Below are 26,745 nucleotides of genomic sequence, written 5' to 3'. Positions count from 1 at the left end.
GGTGCGTCCCTCATTCGGGCTTCCGTCCGCTGCCGTCCGTCCGCGACCGTAAGAAGTGGGTTTTTCCTGCGCATTGCATGCACGTGTCAGTCGTCGTTCTCTCAGAGCCCGAACAGGCGGCCTTCACCGAAGGTGACAGGGCAGAGCAGAGGGGAGGCCGCCAGACGTTCGTGTATTCGTGTACGCGCAGGGCTTGATCATTTTTCATGAGCCCGGAGCGTAGGGATGCCCTCACACCAACCGCCCGGTTCCGCCGAAGAGTGCACCGCACACTTCACCAGGGCGGGGCAGCACCTCCTCCTGCCACCGCCGCAACACGCCCGCGCGCCCGCAGCCCGGTGAGCGACACGTAACGCCGCCCGTCCTCCTCATAACCACCCATGGCCATCTCCCCCGTAGCACAGCAGCACTCAACACCTGGGGCCATCACGCTGTGTGACGGCATCTCTCAGTGAAGCGCGCACCACTGACAATCGGCCGGGTGGCGGAGTCACGCCGGCTGAGCGTGATTTATTGGCTCGCGCAACGAGGGTCGCAAGTTACCGTTGACATTCGGACGTGCGATGAAGGGGGCCGGGTGGAAGCCGAGTTGACGAGTCTGGCGGTTGCGGGTGCGACGGCGCTGGTGACGCAGATGGTGACCGACGGGTGGGAACAGGCACGTGACCGTGTCGTCGCCTTCTTCACACGGGGCAGGGATGGCGAAGGTGAAGTCGTCCAGGCAGAGCTGGAGGAGTCCCGAGCGGATCTCGTCGCCGCGCGGGACGCCGGCGACGAGGAGACGGCGGCCGACGTGCGCGACGAGTGGCGCCTCCGCCTCCGCCGCATTCTGCGCGCCGACCCGTCGGCGGCCGTGGAACTCCAGGCGTTGCTGGACGAACTGAGGCCCCCGCAGGACCAGCCCAAGGGCACTGTCCACAACACCATCAGTGGGGGCGTACAACACGGCACTGTCATCCAGGCCCACACCATCGGTGACCTGACCATCGGTGAGCCCCGGCCATGACCGCGGACACGGGTGACGAGACCGTACGTGCCGCCCCGGACAGTACCGTGGACGACGACACCTTCCTCACCCACGTCACCGACCGCCTCGCCGCCCTCCCCACCATCCATGCCGTCGCCCTCGGCGGCTCCCGCGCCCAGGGGACCCACACTCCGGAGAGCGACTGGGACCTGGCGATCTACTACCGGGGCCCCTTCGACCCGGCCGACCTCCGTGCCATCGGCTGGGAGGGCGAGGTCTCCGAGATCGGCGGCTGGGGCGGTGGGATCTTCAACGGCGGAGCCTGGCTGACCATCGACGGCCGGCGCGTTGACGTCCACTACCGTGACCTCGACGTCGTGGAACACGAACTCTCCGAGGCCGAATCCGGCCGCTTCCACGTGGAGCCCCTCCTCTTCCACCTCGCCGGCATCCCGAGCTACCTGCTCGTGGCCGAACTCGCCGTGAACCGCGTACTGCACGGCGACCTGCCCCGCCCGGCCACGTACCCGGAAAAGCTCCGAGTCTCCGCCGCCGAACGCTGGTTCGGCTCGGCCCGCGCCACCCTCGGGTACGCCAAGGCCAACCACGCCCCCAAAGGGCGCCTCACGGAAGTAGCCGGTGCCGTCGCCACCGCCGCCGTACAGGCCGGGCACGCGCTCCTCGCGGCACGCGGAAAGTGGGTGACGAACGAGAAGCGGTTGCTGGAGCGGGCGGGGCTGCGGGGGGTCGACGGCATCGTCGGCTCGCTCTTTGGCGAGCCGGGCCAGGATGCGCCGGTCCAGGCTGTTGTGGCGGCTGAGTCGCTCTTCGAGTCATTGAGGCTGAGGGCGGGCGGCGAGTAGCAGCGGAGCAAGTAAAAAGTACGCAGCTCACACGGCAGACAGCCAGCGCGGGCACGGGGCCCGTGTACGCGCGGCTGCGGCGACGGAGCTCCGTGACCAGTGCCGTCGCAAGCAGTGGCTGCAGGACCAGGCCGATCCCGGCATGTCCATCAGCCCCGGTAACCCCGGAGTATGGGTGCAGAAAGGCCACATCCAGCACATCACTTTCGTGGCCGATCAGGTGATGCGCGCCTGACTGCTGAAGCCTTCGGCCGCCCACGCGTGTGATCGATCTGCCACCACGCTCGGCCTTGCGTTCATAAAGAACTTGGCTTTTCCAGGCATCGTCACATCCCGGTAACACGGTCTGTCCGATCCTCCCCGGTACGGGACCTACCGTGGAGACCACCAATCCCCGCCCGGCCACCGTCGCCCGAAGGCGCACCCCCCGCCCTCGACCCGACAGGAGCCCGACACGTGTCCCGCCTCGTGCTTGCTGTGCCGCCCTGGCTTGCTCATGCTCTGCGTGCGCAAAGGGGGCCCGTGCCCTGGAGCGCCGTGACCAGGGGTGCGCTGGCGGCCGGGCCCCTGTTGCTCGTGGCCGTACTCCTCGACCGGGCCTCCGTCGGGGTCGTCGCCGCACTCGGGGCCATGCTTGCCGGAATCAATGACCGGCCGGGGAGCCGGAGGGCCTCGGTCAAGCGGATCGGGGTGCCGGCGCTCGTGGGGGCCGGGGGGCTGGTCGTCGGGACGTACGCCGGGGAGCATGCGCATGCCGTGGTGCTGACCCTCGTGCTCACCCTGCTCGGGCTTCTCGCCGGGAGCGTCAGTGCCATCGGGCCCGTGGCGTCGGGGGCCGGCACGCAGTTGCTCGTCGCCGCGGCCATCGGGGCCGGGATGCCCCTGCCCGAGAGCGGGTGGGAGCGGGCGCTCGCCTTTGTGGCTGGTGCGGGGTGGCTGCTCACCCTACGGCTCGTGCTGCCCACGCCCGGGGCCGTCGCCGGGGACTCGCGGCTGGAGTTCTGGCTCGACTTCCGGTTCGACGGGGAGCGGGACGCCGTCGCCAAGGTGTACGACGCCATCGCCGAGCTGCTCGTCGCGACGGGTACGTCCGAAGCCAGCGGCCGGCGGGCCGCGCTCACTGCCGCTCTCGATCACGCCCAGGACGCCCTCGCCGGGCCCCGGCTGCGGCGGTACGCGAGTTCGGCGACCGAGCGGCGGCTCCACGCCCAGTACGCCGCAGCGCTGCCCCTCGCCGAGGCGGCGACCGCGCTCGCGTGGGCGGGGGAGGCCGTGCCCGGCCGTGCCGCGGAGGGGCCACGGCGCCTCGCTGTCGCCGTGCGGGCCAACGCGCACACGGGACCGCTGCCCGCGCCCGCTCGTTCCGCGCCCGCCCTGCGGGCTCTGGACGACGCGCTGTTGCAGGCCGCCGAGGCGTTCGACCGCGGGGGCGACATCCAGGAGGAGGGGCGCCTGCACCGTCGGCGCCGTACCGCCACGTCACTCGTCCACCTTGCCCTCGGGGCCGGTGGGCGTGAGTACGGGATGCGGGTCGCCCTGTCCTTCGGGGCCAGTGCCGCCGTGGCGCAGGCTCTTCACCACGTCCACTGGTACTGGCTCCCCGCCACGGCTGTCTTCCTGGTCAAGCCCGACCTCGGGCCGCTCGCCTCGCGGGTGCTGAACCGCGCCGCGGGGACCGTGCTGGGGGCGGTCGTCTTCGCCGGGTTCGCCGCCGTGCTGCCGCGGCCCGAGGGCCTGATCGCGCTCGTTGCCGTCAGTGGTGCGCTGATTCCCGTCGCCACACGGCACTTCGCCGCGCAGACGGCCGTCGTCACCGTGCTGGTGCTCGCCCTGGTGATGGTCGGCGGGGAGCCGCAGGCGTCCTGGAGCCGGATCGGCGAGACGCTGCTGGCCTGCGCCATCGTGCTGATCGTCGGTCATCTGCCGATGCCCGGGCAGCGCGGTGGCGGGGTGCGGGCCAGGCTGGCCAAGGCCGGGGCCGCCGCGTACGCCTACCTCGCGCACGTACTCAGCGAGTCCGATGACCGCGCACGGCGGTGGACCCTGCGCCGCGAGGCCTATCGCACGCTCGCCGAGGCCCGCGCCGCGATCGACCTCGCGGCGGCCGAACTCCCCGCCCTGGCCCGTCACACGCAGGGCACCGGCGACGTCGCGGCCACGCTCGAACGCATCGTCGACACGACCACGGCCTACGCCGTCCATCTCGACGACACGGGACACCTCACACCCCAGGACACCAAGCGGCTCACCGAACTCCTGGACGAGCTCACCGAGCGCAGCAAGCGGGCGGGGCTGGGCCGCCTGCTACCGGCGGCCGAGCAAGGAACACTGCCGGGGCTGCGTGCGGCAGGCTAGTGCCCCGGCAGGCAACGTTTGCCCGTTAAGGAGCGGCGTCCGGTGCGGCGAGTGGGGGCGCCTCCCACGCCCTTAAGGCAGTGGGGGAGCGTGCCGGGCGTCGCGACGGGGCGAACGTTGCCTGTTGGGGCACTAGACGCCATCTCGCGCTGAGCCTCCCGCGGATGTGTCAACTACGTCTCATTACTGTCACGTCAAGAGCCGTTCACCCCAGGGAGGGCGTTTAACTCTACGACTACTGGCTTCACATGGAGGTGCAGGGTGAACGGGCGAACAGTGCTGGAGCGCTTCCCCGCCGGAGGGCCGCGCGGTTCCTGGCCGGCGGAGGAGTTCGCGCAGGCGCGCCGCCTGGAGGGCCAGGCCGCGGAGGTCGTCATGGACCTCGCCACCGACACGTTTCTGGTGATCGTGCGCGGAGCCGACTCCGGAGAGTGACCCTTCTGCGCCGTCGAGGCCCAGCGCATCGTGCGATACCGCGGCCGCCCCGGATCCGTAAGACCCGCGCCGGATCCGTAAGCCCCGCGCCGGATCCGTCAGCCCGCCCCCCTCGTCGGCACCTTCGCCGTGAACTGCTCCGCCTGGAGCGAGTACAGCTCCGCGTAGACGCCGCCCATGGCCAGGAGTTCCTCCGGGGAACCGGACTCCACCAGGCGGCCCTGGTCGAGGACGTGCACCAGGTCGGCATGGCGCACCGAGGCCAGACGGTGCGTGATGAGGATGACCGTCTGACCCGTGCCCGCCAGAGCGCGGATCTTCTCGAAGACCTCCAGCTCGGCGCGGGCATCGAGGGCCGCGGTCGGCTCGTCCACGATCAGGATCTGCCCGCGCCGGTAGGCCGCCCGCGCGATGCCCAGCCGCTGCCACTGGCCCCCCGAGAGCTCGTGACCGCCACTGAAGCCCCTGGCCAGCAGCGTGTCCAGGCCCCGCGGAAGATCGGCCACCACGTCCTGGGCACCCGCTTCGGCGACCGACGAGGACACGCGTTCGTCGGTCGGCGCCGCCGACGGGCGGCCCAGCGCGACGTTCACGCGGGCCGTGAACGGCCACCGTTTGAAGTCCTGCGCCACCATCGCGATGCGTTCGGCGAGCTGCTGCCGGTCGGCGTTCGCCGCGTCCACGTCGTCCCACAGGATGCGGCCCCGGTCCGGCGCGTACAGCCCGGCGAGCAGTTTGACCAGGGTGGTCTTGCCCGAGCCGTTCTCCCCGACGAGCGCCACGATCTTGCCGAGGGGCACCGTCAGCGTCACATCGCACAGAGCGGGCCGGGCCGCCTTGCCGGGGTATGTGAAGGTGACGCTCTCCAGGCGTATCTCCCGGGGGTTCGCGGGCAGCGGGGCCCCGCCCACCGGGATCGCGCGCTGGGCCGCCTCCACGTACAGGCGCTGCATGTCGCCCACGAACAGGGCCTCCTCGTGCAGGGAGTTGACCTCCAGGACGAGGGCGTCGAGGCTGGCGGAGCCGGTGCGGATGGCGATGACCGCCGTCCCCACCACGGAGAGCGCCATGGCACCGGCGAGCAGCAGGCCGCCGAGCGTCGCGTAGGTTGCCACGGTCGCGATCCCCGTCCAGGCAGCGGCGACCAGTCCGGTACGGGCCGCCAGGCGGGCCAGGCGCTCCTGCTCGGCCTCCGCCGACTCCGACATCGAGCGGAAGTGGCGCAGCAGGAACGGGCCGACGCCGTGCACGCGGACCTCCGGAGCCGCCTCGGGCTCGGTCAGCAGGCTGCTGATCAGGTGCCCCGCGCGCGCGTGCTGTATCCATGTGTGGAAGGACTCGTAACGTCGCCGGGCGATGGTCAGGGCACTCCAGGCGCTCGGCAGCGTCATGGTGACGAGCAGCGGGAGCAGGGCCGGGTGCAGCACGGTCAGTACGCCCGCCGCCGCGACCAGCGAGATCATCGCGTTCACCACGCGCGCGGAGTAGGAGATCATCCGGCGGGCCGACTGGGCGCCGTACTTGGCGGTGTCGAGCAGCTTGTGGAAGGCGTCGTCCTCGATGGCGGCCAGCTCCACGGCCGCCGCCCGCTCCAGGTACAGCTCGGTCGCCACGCGCTCGACCTTGGGTTCCAGGCGGCCGGTGCCGTACGTCGAGGCGGCGCGCAGCAGCGCGGCCAGCAGCATGACGGCGGCGAGGGCGGTGAGGGCCGGAGCGGCGCCCCGCAGCCGGTCCTCGACCGGACCGCCGGCGATCAGCCGGGCCAGGACGGTGTTGACCGCCAGCAGGCTCACCGCCTGGGCCAGACCCCGGCCGACCTCAGCGGCCAGTACGGTCCGGGCGGCGCGCCGGTCCGCCTGCCAGGCCAGCCGGAAGCTGGAGGCGAGGAGCGACGGCAGCCGCCTCACCATGGCGCGGAGGTTCAGCTCCGGGAACGCGTCGGCGTGCTGCGACCAGCCCATGTCGTACCGGAGCGGCCCGCCGAAGAGGAGCACCTCGGAATCGGAGGCCTCCGGCGGCTCGCCGTCCTTGCCACCTGCGTGCGCACGTGTGTCCGAGCCGGCCGCTTTCCTCACCCTGGGCCTCCCCCGATCGTCGACGGACGGCCACTATCGCGGGGCCGACCGCAGGGGACCAGAGCGCGCGGTCGTCTCACGGCGGCCCATACGGGGCGCGCCGGGCGCGAGCCGCTGTACGCCGCGCCTGTGCGCGGGGAGTGCGGGCCGGGGCGGGGCAGAGAGGTGGGGCGCTCAGGCGTGGGGGAGAGGGAGAGCGAGAGGGAGCGGTGGGCCGGAAGGTGGTGACGGTCGCACGGCTCGGAGGACCGGAACGCCCCCGACCCGAGATCCGCCCGCCACCACCGGCCCGGCGAACAGCGCTCACGACCCCCCGCGGCGGATCCCCGCTCACGCGCTGATCGGCCGCGACCAGGTGGGCGTCGTCCCCGTCACTCGGCACAGGGCCAGGTAGAGCGGTATCGGCGGGGTGTACGGGATCGTGCCGGTGGGCTTGTGGATGAGGTCGGGGGCGGCAGGGGTGTCGGGCAGGACCGCGCCCGTGGTGTACCGGACGGGTGCCGGCCACTCCAGGGCGTAGTCGGAGTCGGAGGGGACGAGCCACCACCAGTGCGCCCCGTCGGCGTACACGCACCCCACACGCGGCAGCCGCGGCAGTACCTCGGGGCCCAGTTCCGCGGGCACCCCGACCGCGTCGCAGCCCATGGGGGCGGTCATGCCCTCGGGCAGCACGAGCCGTCGGAGCGCCTCGGGCGGCCGCTGACAACGCCGGAGGCGGACCAGGGTGTCCAGGCCTACCACCGGGGCCGTACGACCCGTCGAATCCGCACCCGTCGATGTCCTCACACAGTCCCCCGCTCTCGGCCTCGCCGGGCCGCGGGGACCGTCACGGCCCCCGTCCTGTGCGCCGCCTCCACCCCGTTGCCGCGGTCCTCGGCCGGTGGTTTCTTCGCGCTCCAGCCCAGGTCGGACCGGGCGGCCGTGTCCCGGCTGCGGCGGTCCGCCGGGGGCGGCACCGTGTTCAGACGGCGCGCGGTGTCCGCCGGGTGCGACACCTCCGAGGCATGCTGAGCCGGGACGACACCACGGGGCACATCCGCCCAGACCAGCAGCCCCGGGCCCGCGTCCTGCGCGCCCCAGGCACGGCACATGGCCTCAATGAGAAGAAGACCTCGCCCGTGCTCCTCCTCGGGCCGCTGCGGCGTGGGGTGCGGCTCGCCCGGAGCGCGCCCCTCGTCACGTACGGCTATCCGGACGAGGTCGTCACGGTCGTGCAGCTCGCAGACGACCCGACGGCCGGCCGCATGCACGATGGCGTTGGTGACCAGCTCGGAGACGACCAGCGCGGCCGTGTCGCAGGTGTCCTCGCAGAGGGCCCAGCCGGACAGCCGGGCGCGCGTCAACCGCCGGGCGTGAGCCACGGAACCCGGGTGCGCGGCCAGCTCGAAGCGGAACCGGCGCTCGGTGGCCGCGTCGGGGCGCACCCGGGCCGCAGGTCCGGCAACGAACCGGTCTGCGGTGGCATCTGTTCCTAAGGGCGCAGGCGGAATCACGTTAGCCACTATCTCCTCGCCTCGAACACTTGGCAAGTGTCACTCTGAAAATTGCAGAGTGCGGTGTGACTCTCCGAACGGTCGTGGCACACTGCTCGGTAACAGCACGTGACGCGGCGCCAGTTGGATCCCTGCACGAGTGCACAGGTGTGTGAGCACGTCAACACGCATGGGCACGGCAAGGCTTCGGACGGGCGCCGCAGGGCTGTCGAGACCAGGAGGAGCAGGGCTTACGGGGCCAGGAGGAGGTGCGCGGTGAGCGAGCCGCGGTCCGCACCGACGGTCGGTCAGGTCGTCCTCGGCCGACGTCTGCTGGATCTGCGGGAGCGGGCGGGCCTGAAACGCGAGGAGGCCGCAGGCATCCTGCGTGTCGCACCCGCCACGGTCCGCCGTATGGAGATGGCGGAGGTCTCGCTCAAGATCCCGTACCTCCAACTCCTGCTGAAGGCATACGGCATCTCCGACGAAGAGGCGGAGGGCTTCGTCCAGTTGGCCGAGGAGGCCAACAAACCCGGCTGGTGGCAGCGGTTCCACGACATCCTGCCGGGCTGGTTCTCGATGTACGTCAGCCTGGAGGGCGCGGCGAGCACCATCCGCTCGTACGAACCCCACTTCGTGCCCGGACTGCTGCAGACCGAGGAGTACGCCCGTGGCGTCCTGGAGTCGGGCGCCATCGGGCAGACCAGCCCCGAGGACATCGAGCGTCATGTGGCGCTGCGGATGCGGCGGCAGGGCCTGCTCACGCGTGAGGACGCACCCCGCTTCTGGGTCGTGATGGAGGAGACGGTCCTGCGCCGTCCCGTCGGCGGCCCCGAGGTCATGCGCGCCCAGATCGACCGGCTGCTCGACGCCACGAGGTTGCCCAACGTGACGCTGCAGATCGTGCCGTTCGACCGGGGGCCGCACCCGGGCACGTACGGGCCCTTCGTGCTGTTCCGATTCGCCGTGCCGGAGCTTCCCGACATGGTTTACAGCGAGTACCTGACCGGCGCCGTCTACCTGGACGCACGCCACGAAGTGGCAACCCACCTCGAAGTCATGGACCGCATGGCGGCCCAGGCCGCCACAGCACATCGCACGAAGGAGATCCTCCGGGATCTCCGCAAGGAGCTGTGAATGGATCGCATCAAGCCCCAGTCCCGCAAGCAGCAGTCGCACATGCGCGTCTACAACGGCATGCCTGCCCGGGATCTGGGCAGCGAGGGCTGGCACAAGCCCTGGAGCGGTGGCAACGGCGGCAACTGCCTGGAGGCGATGAAGCTCGCCGACGGCCGGATCGCCGTACGCCAGTCCACCGACCCCGATGGTCCGGCGCTGATATACACGCCCGACGAGATGAACGCGTTCATCGAGGGAGCGAAGGCGGGGGAGGCCGACTTCCTGCTGTCTTGAGTCCTTTGTTTACTCAACTTTCCTGATTTTGATGATGAACTGAGCGTGGGATTGGTGGAATTGATCGCCAACTGCCGCACCGACGACTTATGGAGTGCCTCATGACCGGGCAGGGCCCCCTGAAGCTCGACACGAGCAAGCCGCATCCGGCACGGACGTACGACTGGTTCCTCGGCGGCAAGGACAACTACCCCGTCGACGAGGAACTGGGCCGCAAGATGCTCGCCCTCGACCCGCGGACGCCGGTGATGGCCAAGGTCAACCGCGCGTTCATGCACCGCGCCACGCGCTGGCTGGCCGAGAACGGGATCCGCCAGTTCCTGGACATCGGCACGGGCATCCCGACCGAGCCCAACCTGCACCAGATCGCCCAGCAGGTCGCGCCGGACGCCCGCGTCGTGTACTGCGACAACGACCCGATCGTGCTGGCCCACGCGGCGGCCCTGCTGCGCGGCACGCCCGAGGGCGTGACCGAGTACGTGCAGGGCGACGTGCGGGAGCCGGACGCCATCGTGGAGCGGGCCAAGGAGGTCCTGGACTTCAACCGGCCCGTGGCGCTCTCGCTCGTCGCGCTGCTGCACTTCGTCACCGACGAGGACGGCGCGTACGACCTCGTGGAGCGGCTGCTGTCCCAGCTGCCGTCGGGCAGTTGTCTGACGGTGTCGCACGCCACGGCGGACTTCACTCCGGAGAAGTCGAAGTCGGCGGTCGAGACCTACCGGGCCGGTGGCATCAACCTCGCGCTGCGTTCCCGCGACGAGGTCGGCCGCTTCTTCCAGAGCCTCGAACTCGTCGATCCCGGTGTCTCGCTGGTCACCGACTGGCACCCCGAGCTGGGCGAGCCCGTGCCGGGGCAGGACGACGACGTCATCCCGGGGTACGGGGCGGTGGGCCGCAAGGTGTGACGTCGGGCCCGCGCGGTGTGCGGAGCCGGCTCTGGCCGCTCCGCACACCGCGCGGTGCCTCGTCCGGCGGCCGAGCAGCGATCACCGCGACCAGGTACAGGTGGTTCCTCGGGGTTCGCCCCGCTCGACGGCGACGCGAAGCACGCCGCTACGGACGTTCTGCTGACGAGAGAGCCCCGGCCCCAGGGCTACGCCGTCATGGGCCGGTCATACGGCCCGATCGGCGCCGGAAGCCGCGTCGCTCCCGTCAGATGGCGGTCCACGGCGGCCGCCACCGCCCGTCCCTCAGCGATCGCCCACACGATGAGGGACTGCCCACGGGCGGCATCGCCGGCGGCGTACACACCGGGCATGCCGGTCGCGAAGTCCGCGTCACGGGCGATCAGACCGCGCCCGTCGAGCGTGAGACCGAGTTGGTCGATCAGCCCGTCCGCCCGGTCCGGTCCGGAGAAGCCGAGGGCGAGCAGGACGAGGTCCGCCGGGAGCGTGCGCCCGGTGCCCGGCACCTGGCGTCGCTGCGCGTCCACCTCGACCAGGTGCAGCGACCGGACCTGCCCGTCCGGGTCCCCCGTGAAGCGGAGTGTCGACGCCGCGAACAACCGGACGTCCGCGTCCGCCGCGGGCGCCGTCCCCAGGTCGCGTGCCTCCTCATGCGCCGCCGAGAGCCGGTAGATCTTCGGATACGTCGGCCACGGCTCGGCGTCCTCGTCGCGCTCGGCCCCCGGCAGCGGGTAGATGTCCAGCTGGGTCACCGACGCCGCACCCTCCCGCACGGCCGTCCCCAGACAGTCCGCCCCGGTGTCGCCGCCCCCGACGATCACCACGTGCTTGCCGGCGGCCGACAGCGGTGACACCTCCAGATCCCCCTCGCACACCCGGTCGGCCAGCGGCAGGTACTCCATCGCCTGATGGACACCGTGCAGTTCCCGCCCGGGCACGTCCAGTTCCCGCCACGCGGTAGCGCCGGTGGCGATCACCACCGCGTCGTACCGTGCCCGCAACTCGGCCGCCCCGATGTCCCGCCCGACCGCGGTCGACGTACGGAACTTCGTCCCCTCGGCCAGCATCTGTCCCAGTCGGCGGTCCAGGTGCCGCTTCTCCATCTTGAACGCCGGGATGCCGTACCGCAGCAGCCCGCCGATCCGGTCGGCCCGCTCGAACACCACCACGGTGTGCCCGGCCCGCGTCAACTGCTGGGCCGCCGCGAGCCCGGTGGGTCCCGAGCCGATCACCGCGACCGTCCGCCCGGTGAGCCGGTCCGGCGGCCGGGGCGGCGCGAAGCCCTCCTCCCAGGCACGGTCGGCGATGGCCACCTCGACGTTCTTGATGGTGACCGCGGGCTGGTTGATCGCCAGCACGCACCCGGCCTCGCACGGGGCGGGGCACAACCGCCCGGTGAACTCCGGGAAGTTGTTCGTGGCGTGCAGCCGGTCGCTCGCCGCCCGCCAGTCCTCCCGCGAGACCAGGTCGTTCCACTCGGGTATCAGGTTCCCCAGCGGACAGGCGTCATGGCAGAACGGTATGCCGCAGTCCATGCAGCGGTCGGCCTGCTTGCTGATGATCGGCAGCAGGGCCCCGGGAACGTACACCTCGTCCCAGTCCCGCACCCGCTCCTCGACAGGCCGACGAGGCCATTCCTCACGTGAGGTCTTCAGGAAACCCTTGGGATCGGCCATGGCCGTGTCCCCTTACGTCACATACGTGTACGGCATGGCCGTACGACCGGGCGGACTACGGACTGCGGACTGCGACTTTCGGTCTCCGGTCTGCGCGAGGCCGTACGCCTTCGGGCGGCACTCTGCTTTCCGCCACGATACGTCGCCGACGTCGCATCCGCCCCGGCCGGGCACAGGCCCGTTCGCTCCAGGCATGCGAGCCGGCCTTCTCTTGTCAGGCTGCCCGAGTGGCGCACGTCTACCCGCCTCAGGTCAGGGCGAGTATGTACGAGATCGCCGCGGCTGCCGAGGCGACGCCCCGGACGTGATTCCACGTCGACCACTGGCTCACGTACGTCGGCCAGTACGCCGCGGCCTCCGGTGTGCCCGCGTCCAGCTTGGCCAGGGCCTCGTTGCGCGGCACGTTCGCGACAGTGGTGACCCCGAAGCAGCCGAACAGATACAGCACACTCCCCACCAGCAACTCCACCGTCCCTTCGTCCGGCCACAGCACGAATGTGACCACGGCCAGCACGGCGCAGAGCACCGCCGACCCGACGAACACGAGCATGAAGGCCGGCCGCACCGCCGCGACGTTGATCGCCTGCATCGCGGCCACGCCCTGTGCGGGCGGCAGCGCGGCGATCCCCCTCATCACGAACGTCGAGAACCCGCAGAAAACCCCGGCGACCAGACCCGTCCCGAGCACACCCAGCACCGTCAGCACGAAGTACGGCCCATCGATCATGTCCACTCCCGCCTCATTCCCCCGATACAAGAGCCTGACCGGCCTTTGACGTCACTCCCCGTACTTCCCGTACCCCCCGTACCTCCTGTACTCCGTGTACTTTCCGTGCTCCCGGTCATCCCCTTTCGTCCCCGCCGTCCCTGCCCTCTCCGGCCTCCCGCCACTCCCGCAACGTCCTCTCCACCACCGGTGCGATCCGCCGCCGTGCCTCGTACCGGGGCACCCCGCTCATCCGGAACCGGTCGTACGGCGTGTCCAGATGCCGCACGGAGGCGATGACCGCCGAGGTCACGGCCGCCTCGGACAGCGCCCGCCCCGCGGCGCTCCGTCCGACCCGCCCGCTGCCGCGCACCGAGGCGTGCGCCGCGATGGCCCCCGCCCGCCCGGCGGGGCACCCGGGAAACAGCCGCCGGATCTCCGTCGCGAACGCGTCCATGAACCGCGCGTCCTCCGCCGCCCGCCGCCGCGCGTCGCGCACCCGGCGCCGTCGCCTCGCCTCCGCGTCCGCCAGGCACCGATCCTCGGCCCGGGCGAGCGCCGCCTCCTCGACCAGGACACCCTGCCGCTCGTACCGGCTCCGCCGCCGGTCGAACCGCACCACCACCGCGGACAGTGAGCTCTCCTCCCACGACCTCCGCGTCAGCGCGGTGTCACCCCGCGGGAGGAACACCAGATGCCCGAGATCCACGCAGTCGAGACACCGCGGCACACCGTCCTCCAGCACCAGCAACGCCAGCGGCCCGCTGCGGCACTCGGCGCAGTGCTTCTTCCTGAGTGCCTGGATCACGACAAGCCCGGTGCGGGCCGGGGGAGTTGCGCGTGCTGCCATATGCGGTTCCTTCCCGGCTCGACCTGCACGTCACCCGGTTCACGTCACCTGGTTCACGTCACCACGGCGCGTCTCCGTTCCCCGGCTCCTCTCCGCCCGTGCCGCACCCGCGGCGTCCGCCTTCCGCCCCTGACCGCCTTCAGGACCGGGCGGCCTCGCGGGGCATCATGGGCCGTGTGCGACTCGAAGCGATCACCTGGGAGCGGCTCGGCGACCTCCTCGCCGACCGCATGCTCGACCTGAAGCCGGGCGACGGCAGCCCCTGGCCCCGCATCGCCTTCGACGGAGCTCCCGCCGCCGGCCCCGGCGGGCTCGCCCAGCGTGTTTCCGATGCACTGCGCGTGCGCGGCCGGCCCTCGCTCGTCGTGGGCACGGAGGGTTTCCTGCGTCCCGCGTCCCTCAGGTTCGAGCACGGGCACGAGGACGTGGAGTCGTACTACGGCGGCTGGTTCGACACGGCCGCCCTGTGGCGCGAGGTCTTCGGTCCCCTCGAACCCGGCGGCGACGGTCGTGTCCTGCCCGACCTGTGGGATCCCGTCACCGATCGAGCCACCCGCAGTCCCTACGTCCAACTTCCGCTGGGTGGGCTTCTGTTGCTGCATGGTCCTCTCCTCTTGAAGCACTGGTTCCCGTTCGACCTGTCGGTCCACGTCCTCCTCTCGGCGGGCGCCCTCCGCCGCCGTACCCCCGAGGCCGAGCACTGGACGCTCCCCGCCTATGAGCGCTACGCGGCGGAAACCGACCCGGCGGCGACGGCCGATGTCCTGGTGCGCGCCGACGACCCACGGCACCCCGCATGGAGCGGCTGAGCTCGGGGCGCCGCCCTCCGGTAACGGCCGACGATCTTCGCGAAGCATTTGTATGCACGTACGTCTGAACCCTGGGGCCGGGTGAGGCCCCCGGCCCTCGACGGGCGCGGCTGGTCGGCCGGAGTCGTGGCGCTCCGGGTGCGTCCCCCTGGCGGCGCGGCGAGAATGTAGGGGGTCGGGACTAGCGGTGCGTCCCGCACCGCGCCGGCCGTCCGGCACCAGGAGGCACCTCATGACCACCGCCGGAGACATCATGCACCGTGGCGCCCAGTGGATTCCCGCCCACGAGACCCTGGACCGTGCCGCGCAGCTGATGCGCGAGCTCAATGTCGGAGCTCTGCCCATCAGTGACGAGAACGAACGGCTCTGTGGCATCCTGACCGACCGCGACATCGTCGTGGGCTGTGTGGCCATGGGCCACGACCCGTCACGTGTCACGGCGGGCGAGATGGCCAAGGGCACACCGCGCTGGATCGACGCGAACGCCGATGTCAGCGAAGTGCTCCGGGAGATGACTGGGCATCAGATCCGTCGGCTTCCTGTCATCGAGAACAAGCGCCTCGTCGGCATGATCAGCGAGGCCGACCTGGCCGAGCACCTGCCCGAGGAGCAGATCGGGGTCTGGGTCGAGAGCGTCTACGCGAAGGGCGCCCCGGGCTGACTCCGTCGGCTCGCGCCAGGGCTGACTCCGTCGGTTCACGTCGTCCACGTCGGTTCACGTCGGTCGGTCCATGTCGGTCCATGTCGGTCCGCTGAGGGCGCGCCCTCGCCCGGGTCTGCGGACGGGTCGAGGTACCACCCCTCCGCTCCGGGCGGGGGAGGTCACAGCCAGCCGTTGTGCTTGAAGCCTCGGTACAGGGCGGTGCAGGCGACGGCTATGACCACCCAGACCATCGGATAGCCGAGCTTCCAGTGCAGCTCCGGCATGAAGTCGAAGTTCATGCCGTACACCCCGCAGACCATCGTCGGCACCGCGATGAGTGCCGCCCACGCCGTGATCTTCCGCATGTCCTCGTTCTGCGCGACGCTGACCTGCGCGAGATGTGCCTGCAGGATCGAGTTCAGCAACTCGTCGAACGCGGCTATCTGCTCGGTGGCCCGCAGCAGGTGGTCCGAGACGTCCCGGAAGTAGGCCTGGATCTCCGGGGCGACCACCCGCTCGGGCCGGGTGGCGAGCTCCAGGAGCGGGCGGGTGAGCGGGGCCACCGCCCGCTTCAGCTCCAGCAGTTCGCGCTTGAGCTGGTAGATGCGCCCCGGGTCCACCCGCGCGCCGTTCTCCGCGAACACGTCCGTCTCGACCTGGTCGATGTCCGCCTGGACGGAGTCCGTGACGGTCAGATAGTCGTCCACCACGTGGTCCGCGATCGCGTGCAGCACCGCGGCCGGCCCCTTGGTGAGCTGCTCGGGGTTCGCCTCCAGTTCCTCGCGCAGCGGCCCGAGTGAGCCGTGCCGGCCGTGCCGCACCGTGATCACGAAGTCGTGGCCGACGAAAACCATGATCTCGCCGGTGTTCACCACCTCGCTGGTCGCGGTCAGCTCCTTGTGCTCGACATAGCAGACGGTCTTGAACACAGCGAACAGCGTCTCGCCGTAGCGCTCCAGCTTCGGGCGCTGATGGGCCTCGACCGCGTCCTCGACCGCCAGTGGGTGCAGCCCGAACAAGTCGGCGATGCCCGCGAACTCGCGCGCCGTCGGCTCGTGCAGCCCCAGCCAGACGAAGCCGTCACCGGTCTCGCGGACATGCTTGACGGCGTCGGCGAGATCACGGCCGCCGGGTACACGCTCCCCGTCCTGATACGTCACACAGTTGACCACCGCGGAGCCCAGCGGGGAGCGGGCCGGGTGGCTGAGATCGACACGGACGCGGCGCCGTGCCAGCCGTGCCACCCCGCGCAGGCCGCCGACCTTGCCGAGGCCCGTGACCTTTCGCAGATTCCCTGCCATGGACATCTGGATCTCCTCGCGTGGATCTCTCCTTGTGTGCGCAGTTCGCCTCCTGGACGCGCCGCACTCTGCGCCTTGCCGTGGCCAGTCTGCCAGCATGAATCGAGTGACGAGTAAGCCTGTGGGAACGGAACACTCCGCTTCGCTTCCCGGTTGGCAGGTCGGCTGGTCCCTTGGTTTTCGGCGTGTGTGCGTGCCTGCCCAGTTGCTGCTGGAACGGAGGGGGGAGGAGGAGGCCGTGACGGCGTCAATGTGCTGCCATGGCAGGCAAATGGGATGATCGCGGCATGACGCGAACCGACGGGTATCTTCTCGACAACCAGCAGGCCGAGGCGGGCGAGCGCTTCGATGCGTTCGCCACCCTGTTCGATCCCGTGACGTTCCGGCACCTCCAGGGTTTCGGTATCGGGTCGGGCTGGAGCTGCTGGGAGGTCGGCGCGGGCGGCACCTCCGTGATCTCCTGGCTCGCCAAGAAGGTGGGTCCGACCGGCAAGGTACTCGCGACCGACATCGACACCTCGTTGGTGGCCTCGGCGGCCCGCCCGCCGGTCGAGGTCCGCGTCCACGACGTGGGCGCGGACGAACTGCCCGGGGAGGGCTTCGACCTCGTGCACGCCCGGCTCGTCCTGGTCCATGTGCGGGACCGGGAGCGAGCTTTGCGTTCCATGGTCAAGGCGCTGCGGTCCGGTGGGCGGATCCTGATCGAGGACGCCGACCCGGCCCTGCAACCCCTGCTCTGCCCCGATGAGTACGGCCCGGAGCAACAGCTGGCCAACCGGCTGCGCCAGGGCTTCCGCAGCCTGCTCTCCGAGCGTGGCACCGACCTCGCTTACGGCCGCAGACTGCCGCGGCTGCTCCGGGAAGCCGGTCTCTGCGGCGTCCAGGCCGACGCGTACTTCCCCGTCGCCTCGCCCGCCTGCGCCGCCCTGGAGTCCGCGACGATCCGGCAGGTCCGCGACCAGCTCGTCTCGTCGGGTCTCGCCACCGACGAGGAGATCGACCAGCACCTCGCCAACGTGGCCACCCGCACCATGGACCTCGCCACCGCGCCGATGATCTCCGCTTGGGGAAGGAAGGCGTAGGGCCGGGGCGGGAGCCCCTCACACCATGAGGCCGAGGGGTCTCGCGTGTCACTGCCCGTTCGCCACGGGCGGCCGCCCGCCCACCCGTTGCACCGCCAGCGCCCCGGCGCGGCACCCCTCGCCCGCCGCCTCCTCGGGGCCGGCGCCCGCGAGCAGGGCTGCGAGGAAGGCTCCCGTGAAGGCGTCGCCGGCTCCCGTGGTGTCGCGGGGCGTCGCGGGGGCGGCGGGCACGCGCGCGTGGACGGTGCCGGACCGGGCCACCAGCGCTCCGTCAGCGCCCTGCTTGGCGACCACCAGGGGAACGTGGCGGCTCAGCTTGGCCGCCGCGTCCGACGGATCGGGCAGGCCCGTGAGCAGACACGCCTCGTCGCGGCTGGGCAGCAGTACGTCGATCCCCTCGACGAGCTCCAGGAAGCGGTTCACGCCCAGCTCCGTGAGAAAACCCGCCGACGCCGGATCCAGGCTCACCGGCACGCCACGCGCACGTGCCGAGCCCAGAGCGGCCGCCACCAGAGCCCGGCTCGACTCGGAGAACAGCAGATAGCCCGACAGATGCAGCCGGGCGACCCCGTCGAGCAGCGTGTCCGACCAGTCACCAGGGGCGAGCCGCAGGGACGCCCCACTGTCCGTCAGGAACGTCCGTTCGGCCGCCGCCTCCGTGTCGACCAGGCAGATCACCGTTCCGGTCGGTGCCACCGGGTCGACGACGAGGAGTGGCCGTACGCCACAGGCCGTCAGCTCCTGTTCGTGCCACGCGGCCGCGTCCGTGCCCACCCGGCCGAGCAGCCGTGCCTCCGCACAGCCCCAGTGAGCCGCCCAGCACGCCACGTTGGCGCCCGCACCACCGGGAAGGGTCCGCACCGACGCGGCGGTGTCGGTCCCCGACGCGAGCGGTCCACGGTGCCGGGCGACGATGTCGGTGACCACGTCCCCGACGACCAGCAGGGCCCCACCCGAAGGAGGCGTGCTCGCACCCGACGGCTCCTCGCCCCGCTCGGCAGGCGCCGGAGCCACGCCCCGGCCTTCCACGCCCCGCCTCCTCCGCAGCCCGCCCGGACCGGTCACACCCCGGCCCAGGCCGCCGAGATACGGGCCGCGAGCCGGACATTCCCGCGTACCGCCGCCAGGTTCGCGCTCAGCGACGCCCCATCGGTGTGCCGTACCAGATAGTCGAGCAGGAACGGCGTGACCGCCTGACCGGTGACACCCTCCTCCTCGCACGCGCGCAGTGCGTCGGCGAGCACGCGCGCGTGAAGCCCGGGATCGAGCTGTTCCTCCTCGGGTACGGGGTTGGCGACGATGAGCGCCGACTCCGGCCCGCCGAGCGCGTCCTGCGCGCGCATGACCTCCGCCACCCGCTCCGGTGACTCCAGCGTCCAGTCCACCGGATGCCCCGAGTCGGACAGGTAGAAGCCGGGGAAACGGTCCGTGCCGTACCCGGCGACGGCGACCCCCAGCGTCTCCAGTCGCTGCAGCGTCGCCGGCACGTCCAGAATCGACTTCACGCCCGCGCACACCACCGTGATCCGGGTGCGCGCCAGCAACCCCAGATCGGCGGACTCGTCCTGGCTCACCGTCCACTCCCGGTGCACGCCGCCGAGCCCACCCGTCGCGAACACCCGTACGCCCGCGAGGGCCGCGAGCAGCGCGGTCGCCGACACGGTGGTCGCACCGGTCACTCCTGAGGCCACCGCGAGCGGCAGGTCCCGGTGACCCAGCTTGCGGATCCCGTCCTCGTTCGCGACCCGCTCCAGCTGCTTCTTGTCCAGGCCCACGTGGGGCCGCCCGTCGAGCACGGCGATCGTCGCCGGGACGGCGCCCTCCCGTCGCACGACCTCCTCCAGCTCCAGCGCGACCTTCAGGTTGCGCGGGCGAGGCAGCCCGTGCGCGATGATCGTGGACTCCAGGGCCACCACGGGACGGCGCGCGTCAAGCACCTCCCTCACCTCTTCGGACACCACCAGCACCACGTGCCTGCCTCCTGTCTCCCGGTTCTCCCTCATCTCTGGCGGGCGGTGCGCCCGGTCAAACCCTTGTGGCTTGATCGCCGCGGTCGCGCGGTGCCAGGGCGCCGCGCCCGCCACGAGCCAGGACACGGACACGGGCAAGAAGATCTTAGGCCGCAAGCGAAGCACCGCCGCGGACGGCGGCTACCGCTAGCACTTCGTCGAGCACGCCGCCACCCTCGGCGTCTCACCGGCCAGGCCGCCATCTCCTGGCGCGACCCGAAAACGACCTTTGAGTACGGCGTTGGGCGCACCGCTGTGTCATATCCTCCCGCTACGGTCTCCCCATGACTCCTGAGACGCCGGACTGGGCAAGTCCCTTTCGTGACAAGGCCATTGCGCGAGGTATCCCCGCCGATGATGTGGAGCGGTGGTTAGACACCGCTCGCCCCTTCGTGGTGCTGAGGCGGCACGGTGGCGGGGACGAGGACGGACCGGTCGTGGGCCGGTTCGGCGGTCCACTGCTGCTTCCGGCCGACATCCCGAACCCGTTCCACCCTTTCCTCGCCTCCATCGACCTCGCGGCGCTGCCCGCCGACGCGACGGACCTCCCGCTGCCTCCCGACGGCCACCTGCTGCTGTTCGCCTTCGTGGAGGACGAAGATGGCGACTTCACTCCCACGGGCAGCGGCAGCGTGGTGTACGTCCCCGCCGGTACGGCCGTGGAGGAGCGGGACAGGCTTGACTGGGCCTGGTCCGACGAGGACGAGTACCAGGAGACGGTCAAGGCGTTCCAGCAGGGTCCGCTGAGGGCGACGACCCACATGTCGCCGCCGTACTACGGGCTGGTCGAACTCCCCCAGGCGCCGCGGTGGGAGCCGCTCCCCGGGCATCCCCGCTCCGAGGAACTGGTCGAGGTGTGGAAGAGCACCCACGGTGACATCGCTACCTGGGGGTCACTCCAGATCGGCGGATACGGGACCGAGGAGATCACCGATACTGATCCGGTCGCCGGTGCCGTGTCCGATGCCCTGCGGGCGGTGAAAGCGGGCCGGCGGGAAGCGACGGATACCGATTCGGGTGACGTCTCGGACTGGGTGCTCCTCGCGGACTGGCACAGCGGCGTCGACGGCTGGGAAGGCGCCACCGTCCACTGGGCGATCCAGCGCGATGATCTGGCCAGGCGGCGCTTCGACCGTGTGTTCACCACGGTCTTCTGGAACCCGTGACCCCCATTCCCCGGCACTCGGCCCCCCGGAGTCACGATGCGCCGACAGCCGGTGTCAGCCGAACCAACCAGGATCCCCGGCCTCGATGAACTCCTTGAAGCGGCTCCCGAATCAGCGCGTCGGCCGCGAGCGCACCGCCTCCGCTGAGGCGCTGGAGGCCGAGTTGGACCAGCGGTACCGGTCCGGGGCAGGTGCGGATCAAGGTCGCGGCGGCCGACGTGAACTGGTCGGACATGGCGGTAGGACATCGACGACGACGATCCGGAACCCGGCGACCCGCGGGTCGCCGCGCAGGCTGGTGCGATGCGGGTGGACGAGCGGGCGGACACCGTCGGCGGGAACGTAGTCGACCCAGGCAGTTCGGGGACCTCTCAGTCTCAGAACAACGGCTCCGGAAGCACCCCTTCCAGCGCCAGCAGCTTCCGCTTGGTCTCCAGGCCCCCTCCGAACCCGCCGATCCCACCGCCGCTCTCGACGACCCGGTGACACGGCACCACGACCGGCAGTGGATTCGAGCCCATGGCCATGCCCACCGCCTGGGCCGCCCCCGGCTGTCCCACCCGCCGGGCCAGGTCGCCGTAGCCCACGACCGAGCCGTACGGGACGCCGGACGCCAGCTCACGCAGCACCTGGCGGTTGAAGCCGGAGATCAGCGACCAGTCCAGGGGCAGGTCGAAGCAGCGCCGCTCACCCGCGAAGTAGGCCGCGACCTGATGTATCGCCTCGGTCAGCAGCGGGGAGTCCGGCACCTCGACGGGCTCGGTGCCGAACCGGGACGCGAGCCGGCCGAGCGCCTGGTCCCGGACGGCGTCCGTGGCGTGGAACACGACGTTGACCAGGCCGTCGCGGGTCGCGGCCAGCAGCAACGGGCCGATGTCCGTGCCGACCACGGCCCACACGACCCGCTGTTCGTTCTGCCCATGGCTGTTCATGCGACCCACCGTACGGCGCGCCACTGACAACGCCCGGGGCATGGGACGCAGACGCACGTCCACGCCCCGGCACGCCCCGGCATGTCCCGGGGGAAGCCGTCCCCAGCGGTTCCTTTCGTCAGCCCTCCGTCGCCTCCCGGACGACGTCGGGCTTGTTCGTGATGATGCCGTCCACGCCGTACCCGGCGACGCGGCGGGCGTTGTCCGCGTCGTCCACGGTCCAGGTGAGGATCTCCATCGGCCTGCCGTGCGGCCCGTCGAACGCCTGGATGGCGGCGACGTAGCTGCGGGAGATCGTGGTGTACGACGGGTTGATCTGGTCGGCGAACGTCGCGTACTCGGGCAGGTCCGTGAGCGCCGGAGTGCCCAGGAAAGCGGTCTTGACGCCAGGACGCAGCTGGTGAACCGTCCGCACGGTGTCGGCGCTGAAGCTCTGGACGACCAGACTGCTCTTGAGACGCGCCGGGTTGAGCCAGCCCTCGTTGCTCAGCACCTTGAGGGTCTCCCGCTCGATACCGGGGTAGAGGGCGGGATTCTTGATCTCCAGGACGAGCTTCTGGTGGTTGCGCGACACACGGTTCATGTACTGCTTCAGGGTCGGCACGCGCGCGCCCGCGTACCGGGAGCCGAACCAGCTGCCCGCGTCGAGCCGCGCGATCTCCGCCGCGGTGAAGTCCAGCACGTTCCAGGGTGCCCGGCCGGGGAAGACCTCCTCCACGTTCGTCGTGCGGGCCAGTGAGGCGTCGTGGAGGACGACGAGTTCGCCGTCCTTGGTGCGCTGGACGTCGTTCTCGACCCAGCGGAAGCCCATCTTGGCCGCCTTGTCGACGGCTGCCAGGGTGTTCTCGGGCGCGTAGGCGGAGGCTCCGCGGTGGGCCACCACGAGCGGGCTGCCGCTCACGCCGGAGGCCTGGGCGGGGGAGGTGGGAAGAAAGAGGACGGTGGCCCCCATGAGCGCGGTGGTCGCGGTGGCAAAAGCGCGCACGTGCATGCGTACTCCTCGCGTCGAGCGGTCACGGACAGCTCCAGAGTGACAGCACAGGGTCAACGAGAGGGGGGTGCAGGATGGCCACGAATTGAATGGAGTTGCCCAAATCCGCTCACCAGCACCGCACAAGTGGGGCAGAGCCGTGTTTCTTTGCCGGAAAATCGTTCGACCATTCCGGTGGGGGTCATACTCTCTGCTCACCCCTGACTGTTGTCGGCGGTTCCGGGGTGGGGGGGGGCATTTCAGGGAACACGTGATCCAACAGGGTGGGAGGGCAGCCGCGCATGCAGGGCACGGTCGACGGCTTCAGCTACGGACTTGTCACGCCGCTCGTGGCCTACCTCATGGCCTGCCTCGGCGGTGCGCTCGGCCTGCGCTGCACCACCAGATCGATGCTCGTCGCCGGGCGCTGGCGGGCCGGGTGGCTCGCCATGGGCGCGGCGGCGATCGGGTCCGGCATCTGGACCATGCACTTCATCGCCATGATGGGCTTCACGGTCCGGGAGACCCCGATCCACTACGACAAGCCGACCACGTTCGCGAGCCTGGCCGTCGCGATCGTCATGGTCGGTATCGGAATCTTCATCGTCGGCTACAAGAGAGCGACAGGAACGGCTCTCTTCACCGGCGGCACCATCACCGGCCTGGGCGTGGCTTCCATGCACTACCTGGGCATGGCAGGCATGCGCCTCAACGGAAAGCTCACGTACAACACCTTCACCGTGTCGGTCTCGGTCGTCATAGCCGTCGTGGCCGCCACCGCCGCCCTGTGGGCGGCCGGACAGGTTCGCGGATTCCTGTGGAGCGTGGGCGCCAGCCTCGTCATGGGCCTCGCCGTCACCGGCATGCACTACACGGGCATGGGCGCCCTCAGCGTCCACCTGCACGGCGCCGCCGGCAGCACCCCCGGCGGCGAGTCCCCCGCCACGCTGCTCGCACCGATGATGATCGGCCCGCTCGCCTTCCTGCTCCTCGCCGCCGTCGTCGTGATGTTCGACCCGCTGATGATCATGGGCAGGCCCACCACCTGGAGCTCCACCGAGCGGCGCCCCGGTATCCCGGCCCACGCCACCGCCGCCCACCTCGGCAGGCGCCCCACATCCAGCTCCCGCCGGCACCACCAGCGCCCCCGGCGGTCGAGCTCCCGCACCCCGCAGAACTGGTGATCAGGGCCCGTTGTCAGTGCGGGGTCGTACGGTGGATTCCATGCGGCCCGTATCAAAGATCGAACGCACGGTGGCGCCCTTCGAGGTCGTCAGCCCCTACCAGCCGAGTGGCGACCAGCCCGCGGCCATCGCCGAGCTCGCCCGGCGCATCGAAGCAGGTGAGAAGGACGTCGTCCTGCTGGGTGCGACCGGTACCGGCAAGTCCGCCACCACCGCGTGGATGATCGAGAAGCTTCAGCGCCCGACCCTCGTGATGGCGCCGAACAAAACCCTGGCCGCCCAGTTGGCGAACGAGTTCCGCGAGCTCCTGCCGAACAACGCCGTCGAATACTTCGTCTCGTACTACGACTACTACCAGCCAGAGGCATACGTCCCGCAGTCGGACACGTACATCGAGAAGGACTCCTCGATCAACGAGGAGGTGGAGCGCCTGCGCCACTCCGCGACCAACTCGCTGCTCACCCGCCGCGATGTCGTCGTGGTCGCCTCGGTGTCCTGCATCTACGGCCTCGGTACTCCACAGGAGTACGTGGACCGCATGGTCCCCCTCAAGGTCGGCGACGAACTCGACCGTGACGATCTGCTGCGCCGCTTCGTGGACATCCAGTACACGCGCAACGACATGGCGTTCACCCGCGGCACCTTCCGGGTCCGCGGCGACACGATCGAGATCTTCCCGGTCTACGAGGAGCTGGCCGTCCGCATCGAGATGTTCGGCGACGAGATCGAGGCGCTCTCCACGCTGCACCCCCTCACCGGCGAGGTCATCAGCGACGACGAGCAGCTGTACGTCTTCCCGGCCTCCCACTACGTCGCGGGCCCCGAGCGCATGGCGCGCGCGGTCAACGACATCGAGAAGGAGCTGGGGGAGCGCCTGGCCGAGCTGGAGAAGCAGGGCAAGCTCCTGGAGGCCCAGCGTCTGCGCATGCGCACCACGTACGACCTTGAGATGCTCCGCCAGATCGGCTCCTGCTCCGGCGTGGAGAACTACTCGATGCACTTCGACGGCCGCCTCCCCGGCTCCCCGCCGAACACGCTGCTGGACTACTTCCCGGACGACTTCCTCCTCGTCATCGACGAGTCCCACGTCACCGTGCCCCAGATCGGCGCGATGTACGAGGGCGACGCGTCCCGCAAGCGCACCCTCGTGGACCACGGCTTCCGGCTGCCTTCCGCCCTCGACAACCGCCCGCTCAAGTGGGAGGAGTTCCAGGAGCGCATCGACCAGACGGTCTACCTGTCGGCGACTCCCGGGCAGTACGAGCTGTCCCGCTCGGACGGCCAGGTGGAGCAGATCATCCGCCCCACCGGCCTCGTCGACCCCGAGGTCGTCGTCAAGCCCACCGAGGGCCAGATCGACGACCTGGTGCACGAGATCCGGACGCGCACCGAGAAGGACGAGCGCGTCCTGGTCACCACGCTCACCAAGAAGATGGCCGAGGACCTCACCGACTACTTCCTCGAACTCGGCATCCAGGTCCGCTATCTCCACAGCGACGTCGACACCCTGCGCCGCGTCGAACTGCTCCGTGAGTTGCGCTCCGGCGAGTTCGACGTCCTGGTCGGCATCAACCTCCTCAGGGAGGGCCTCGACCTTCCGGAGGTCTCCCTGGTGGCGATCCTCGATGCCGACAAGGAGGGCTTCCTGCGCTCCGGAACCTCCCTCATCCAGACCATCGGCCGCGCGGCGCGCAACGTCTCCGGTCAGGTCCACATGTACGCCGACAAGATCACCCCGGCGATGGGGAAGGCCATCGAGGAGACCAACCGCCGCCGGGAGAAGCAGGTCGCGTACAACAAGGAGAAGGGGATCGACCCCCAGCCGCTCCGCAAGAAGATCAACGACATCGTGGCGCAGATCGCCCGCGAGGACGTCGACACGGAGCAACTCCTCGGCACCGGCTACCGCAAGGGGGCGGACGGCAAGGGCGCCAAGACCCCCGTTCCCGGCAAGGCGGCCAAGGGCGCCAAGTCCGCCAAGGCCAAGCGCAAGGAAGCTGTGCCGACCGACCGTCCGGCGGCCGAACTCGCCGAGCAGATCGAGGAGATGACCGAGCGGATGCGTGCGGCGGCCGCCGACCTCCAGTTCGAGATCGCCGCCCGGCTGCGCGACGAGGTGTCCGAGATGAAGAAGGAGCTGCGGCAGATGCAGGAGGCGGGTCTGTCCTGACGGCCCGCCAGGGGGGAGAGGGTACCGGGAGAGGGCTGCGCGCCACCGGAGTGGGCGCGCTGTGTTGCAAGACCGACACAAAGTGCGACCCAGGTTCGGCACCGTCCGCGCCGAACCATAGGGTGCTGGACAACCGCGGACTCCGCGGCAACAGGGGAAAGTTCGAGAGGGGACAGCGCGTGACGGTCAACATGACCAAGGGGCAGGCCATCAGCCTGCAGAAGAGCGACGGGGGCACGCTGACCGCGGTGCGCATGGGACTCGGCTGGCAGGCCGCCCCGCGGCGTGGGCTGTTCGGTTCCCGTACCCGGGAGATCGACCTCGACGCCTCGGCCGTGCTGTTCGCGGACAAGCAGCCGGTCGACGTCGTCTTCTTCCGCCACCTCGTCAGTGACGACGGCTCCGTGCGTCACACGGGCGACAACCTCGTCGGAGGTGTCGGCCAGGGCGGCGACGACGAGGCCATCCTCGTCGACCTGGCGCGTGTCCCGGTCCACATCGACCAGATCGTCTTCACCGTGAACTCCTTCACGGGCCAGACCTTCCAGGAGGTGCAGAACGCGTTCTGCCGCCTGGTCGACGAGACCAACGGCCAGGAGCTGGCGCGCTACACGCTGGACGGCGGCGGCAACTACACCGCCCAGATCATGGCGAAGGTGCACAGGGTCGGCCAGGGCTGGAACATGACGGCCCTCGGCTCCCCGGCCAACGGCCGCACCTTCCAGGACCTGATGCCGGCGATCCTGCCGGCCCTGTAGGCAG

25 protein-coding genes are annotated in these 26,745 nt (G+C 70.6%); 14 read left to right on the top strand and 11 right to left on the bottom strand.

Annotated features, from left to right (window positions below):
• Positions 1-577 precede the first annotated feature (577 nt).
• The 4 genes from IE262_RS05905 (at position 578) to IE262_RS05890 (ending at position 4,620) form a co-directional block, all read left to right on the top strand.
• Complete coding sequence (locus tag IE262_RS05905; protein ID WP_189871847.1) at positions 578-1,006, top strand: hypothetical protein; 429 nt, start codon at positions 578-580, stop codon at positions 1,004-1,006.
• Positions 1,003-1,830: a nucleotidyltransferase domain-containing protein gene (locus IE262_RS05900; protein WP_189871845.1), complete on the top strand. Its 828-nt coding sequence runs from the start codon at positions 1,003-1,005 to the stop codon at positions 1,828-1,830. The genes IE262_RS05905 and IE262_RS05900 overlap by 4 nt, the downstream gene beginning before the upstream one ends.
• A 456-nt stretch (positions 1,831-2,286) precedes the next feature.
• Positions 2,287-4,185 carry an FUSC family protein gene (locus IE262_RS05895; protein WP_189871843.1) on the top strand — a complete coding sequence of 633 codons (1,899 nt, stop codon included), beginning with the start codon at positions 2,287-2,289 and terminating at the stop codon, positions 4,183-4,185.
• Between the two features lie 261 nt (positions 4,186-4,446).
• Entirely contained in the window at positions 4,447-4,620 is a 174-nt protein-coding gene (locus tag IE262_RS05890) for a DUF8839 family protein (RefSeq protein WP_166681813.1), read from the top strand.
• Positions 4,621-4,718: 98 nt separating this feature from the next.
• On the opposite strand, the gene IE262_RS05885 is transcribed toward IE262_RS05890, so the two are convergent.
• From IE262_RS05885 to IE262_RS05875, 3 genes are all read right to left on the bottom strand, one after another.
• Positions 4,719-6,581, bottom strand: a complete 1,863-nt coding sequence (locus IE262_RS05885) for an ABC transporter ATP-binding protein (protein ID WP_189872820.1) — start codon at positions 6,579-6,581, stop codon at positions 4,719-4,721.
• 444 nt (positions 6,582-7,025) lie between these two features.
• On the bottom strand, positions 7,026-7,481 hold the full coding sequence (locus IE262_RS05880) for a hypothetical protein (RefSeq protein WP_229877122.1): 456 nt from the start codon (positions 7,479-7,481) through the stop codon (positions 7,026-7,028).
• Positions 7,478-8,197 carry an ATP-binding protein gene (locus IE262_RS05875; protein WP_189871841.1) on the bottom strand — a complete coding sequence of 240 codons (720 nt, stop codon included), beginning with the start codon at positions 8,195-8,197 and terminating at the stop codon, positions 7,478-7,480. The genes IE262_RS05880 and IE262_RS05875 overlap by 4 nt, the downstream gene beginning before the upstream one ends.
• Before the next feature lie 246 nt (positions 8,198-8,443).
• On the opposite strand from IE262_RS05875, the gene IE262_RS05870 reads away from it, so the two are divergent.
• From IE262_RS05870 to IE262_RS05860, 3 genes are all read left to right on the top strand, one after another.
• A complete protein-coding gene (locus IE262_RS05870; RefSeq protein ID WP_189871839.1) occupies positions 8,444-9,304 on the top strand; it encodes a Sco1979 family transcriptional regulator in 861 nt (286 codons plus the stop codon).
• Positions 9,305-9,580, top strand: coding sequence for a DUF397 domain-containing protein (locus IE262_RS05865; RefSeq protein ID WP_134042016.1), 276 nt, complete (start codon positions 9,305-9,307; stop codon positions 9,578-9,580).
• 101 nt (positions 9,581-9,681) lie between these two features.
• The gene (locus IE262_RS05860) at positions 9,682-10,485 is read left to right on the top strand and encodes an SAM-dependent methyltransferase (RefSeq protein WP_134042014.1); all 804 of its coding nucleotides are present in this window, start codon (positions 9,682-9,684) and stop codon (positions 10,483-10,485) included.
• Between the two features lie 188 nt (positions 10,486-10,673).
• Here IE262_RS05860 and IE262_RS05855 read toward each other — a convergent pair whose 3' ends face one another.
• From IE262_RS05855 to IE262_RS05845, 3 genes are all read right to left on the bottom strand, one after another.
• Complete coding sequence (locus IE262_RS05855; protein ID WP_189871837.1) at positions 10,674-12,161, bottom strand: glutamate synthase subunit beta; 1,488 nt, start codon at positions 12,159-12,161, stop codon at positions 10,674-10,676.
• Between the two features lie 247 nt (positions 12,162-12,408).
• Positions 12,409-12,888, bottom strand: a complete 480-nt coding sequence (locus IE262_RS05850) for an anthrone oxygenase family protein (RefSeq protein WP_134042010.1) — start codon at positions 12,886-12,888, stop codon at positions 12,409-12,411.
• A 115-nt stretch (positions 12,889-13,003) separates the two neighbouring features.
• Positions 13,004-13,717 (bottom strand): DUF2293 domain-containing protein, encoded by a 714-nt coding sequence (locus IE262_RS05845; RefSeq protein ID WP_189871835.1) that lies wholly within the window; start codon positions 13,715-13,717, stop codon positions 13,004-13,006.
• A gap of 167 nt (positions 13,718-13,884) precedes the next feature.
• On the opposite strand from IE262_RS05845, the gene IE262_RS05840 reads away from it, so the two are divergent.
• Both IE262_RS05840 and IE262_RS05835 read left to right on the top strand, forming a co-directional pair.
• Positions 13,885-14,526 (top strand): nucleoside/nucleotide kinase family protein, encoded by a 642-nt coding sequence (locus tag IE262_RS05840; protein ID WP_189871833.1) that lies wholly within the window; start codon positions 13,885-13,887, stop codon positions 14,524-14,526.
• 232 nt (positions 14,527-14,758) lie between these two features.
• Positions 14,759-15,187, top strand: coding sequence for a CBS domain-containing protein (locus tag IE262_RS05835; protein WP_134042003.1), 429 nt, complete (start codon positions 14,759-14,761; stop codon positions 15,185-15,187).
• A 161-nt stretch (positions 15,188-15,348) separates the two neighbouring features.
• On the opposite strand, the gene IE262_RS05830 is transcribed toward IE262_RS05835, so the two are convergent.
• On the bottom strand, positions 15,349-16,476 hold the full coding sequence (locus IE262_RS05830; protein ID WP_134042001.1) for a magnesium and cobalt transport protein CorA: 1,128 nt from the start codon (positions 16,474-16,476) through the stop codon (positions 15,349-15,351).
• Between the two features lie 281 nt (positions 16,477-16,757).
• Here IE262_RS05830 and IE262_RS05825 point away from each other — a divergent pair, with 281 nt between their 5' ends.
• Positions 16,758-17,552 (top strand): methyltransferase domain-containing protein, encoded by a 795-nt coding sequence (locus tag IE262_RS05825; RefSeq protein ID WP_189871831.1) that lies wholly within the window; start codon positions 16,758-16,760, stop codon positions 17,550-17,552.
• A 48-nt stretch (positions 17,553-17,600) separates the two neighbouring features.
• Here IE262_RS05825 and IE262_RS05820 read toward each other — a convergent pair whose 3' ends face one another.
• Both IE262_RS05820 and IE262_RS05815 read right to left on the bottom strand, forming a co-directional pair.
• Entirely contained in the window at positions 17,601-18,566 is a 966-nt protein-coding gene (locus IE262_RS05820; RefSeq protein WP_189871829.1) for a carbohydrate kinase family protein, read from the bottom strand.
• A 47-nt stretch (positions 18,567-18,613) separates the two neighbouring features.
• Positions 18,614-19,522, bottom strand: coding sequence for a pseudouridine-5'-phosphate glycosidase (locus tag IE262_RS05815; protein ID WP_229877121.1), 909 nt, complete (start codon positions 19,520-19,522; stop codon positions 18,614-18,616).
• 323 nt (positions 19,523-19,845) lie between these two features.
• On the opposite strand from IE262_RS05815, the gene IE262_RS05810 reads away from it, so the two are divergent.
• Positions 19,846-20,727: a DUF1963 domain-containing protein gene (locus IE262_RS05810; protein ID WP_189871827.1), complete on the top strand. Its 882-nt coding sequence runs from the start codon at positions 19,846-19,848 to the stop codon at positions 20,725-20,727.
• A 377-nt stretch (positions 20,728-21,104) separates the two neighbouring features.
• On the opposite strand, the gene IE262_RS05805 is transcribed toward IE262_RS05810, so the two are convergent.
• Complete coding sequence (locus IE262_RS05805) at positions 21,105-21,659, bottom strand: methylated-DNA--[protein]-cysteine S-methyltransferase (protein WP_134041991.1); 555 nt, start codon at positions 21,657-21,659, stop codon at positions 21,105-21,107.
• A 118-nt stretch (positions 21,660-21,777) separates the two neighbouring features.
• Positions 21,778-22,650, bottom strand: a complete 873-nt coding sequence (locus tag IE262_RS05800) for a glycerophosphodiester phosphodiesterase (RefSeq protein WP_189871825.1) — start codon at positions 22,648-22,650, stop codon at positions 21,778-21,780.
• 281 nt (positions 22,651-22,931) lie between these two features.
• Between IE262_RS05800 and IE262_RS05795 the strand changes: the two genes are divergently transcribed.
• From IE262_RS05795 to IE262_RS05785, 3 genes are all read left to right on the top strand, one after another.
• Entirely contained in the window at positions 22,932-23,813 is an 882-nt protein-coding gene (locus tag IE262_RS05795; protein WP_134041987.1) for an MHYT domain-containing protein, read from the top strand.
• A 40-nt stretch (positions 23,814-23,853) separates the two neighbouring features.
• Positions 23,854-25,983 (top strand): excinuclease ABC subunit UvrB, encoded by a 2,130-nt coding sequence (uvrB, locus tag IE262_RS05790; protein WP_189871823.1) that lies wholly within the window; start codon positions 23,854-23,856, stop codon positions 25,981-25,983.
• Positions 25,984-26,162: 179 nt separating this feature from the next.
• Entirely contained in the window at positions 26,163-26,741 is a 579-nt protein-coding gene (locus IE262_RS05785) for a TerD family protein (protein ID WP_189871821.1), read from the top strand.
• Positions 26,742-26,745: the final 4 nt, after the last annotated feature.

Origin of the sequence: Streptomyces bluensis (assembly GCF_014650715.1) — a bacterium.
Lineage (GTDB): Bacteria > Actinomycetota > Actinomycetes > Streptomycetales > Streptomycetaceae > Streptomyces > Streptomyces bluensis.
The sequence above is the reverse complement of the archived record's forward strand: the minus strand, read 5'-3'. Positions and strand labels throughout refer to the sequence as shown.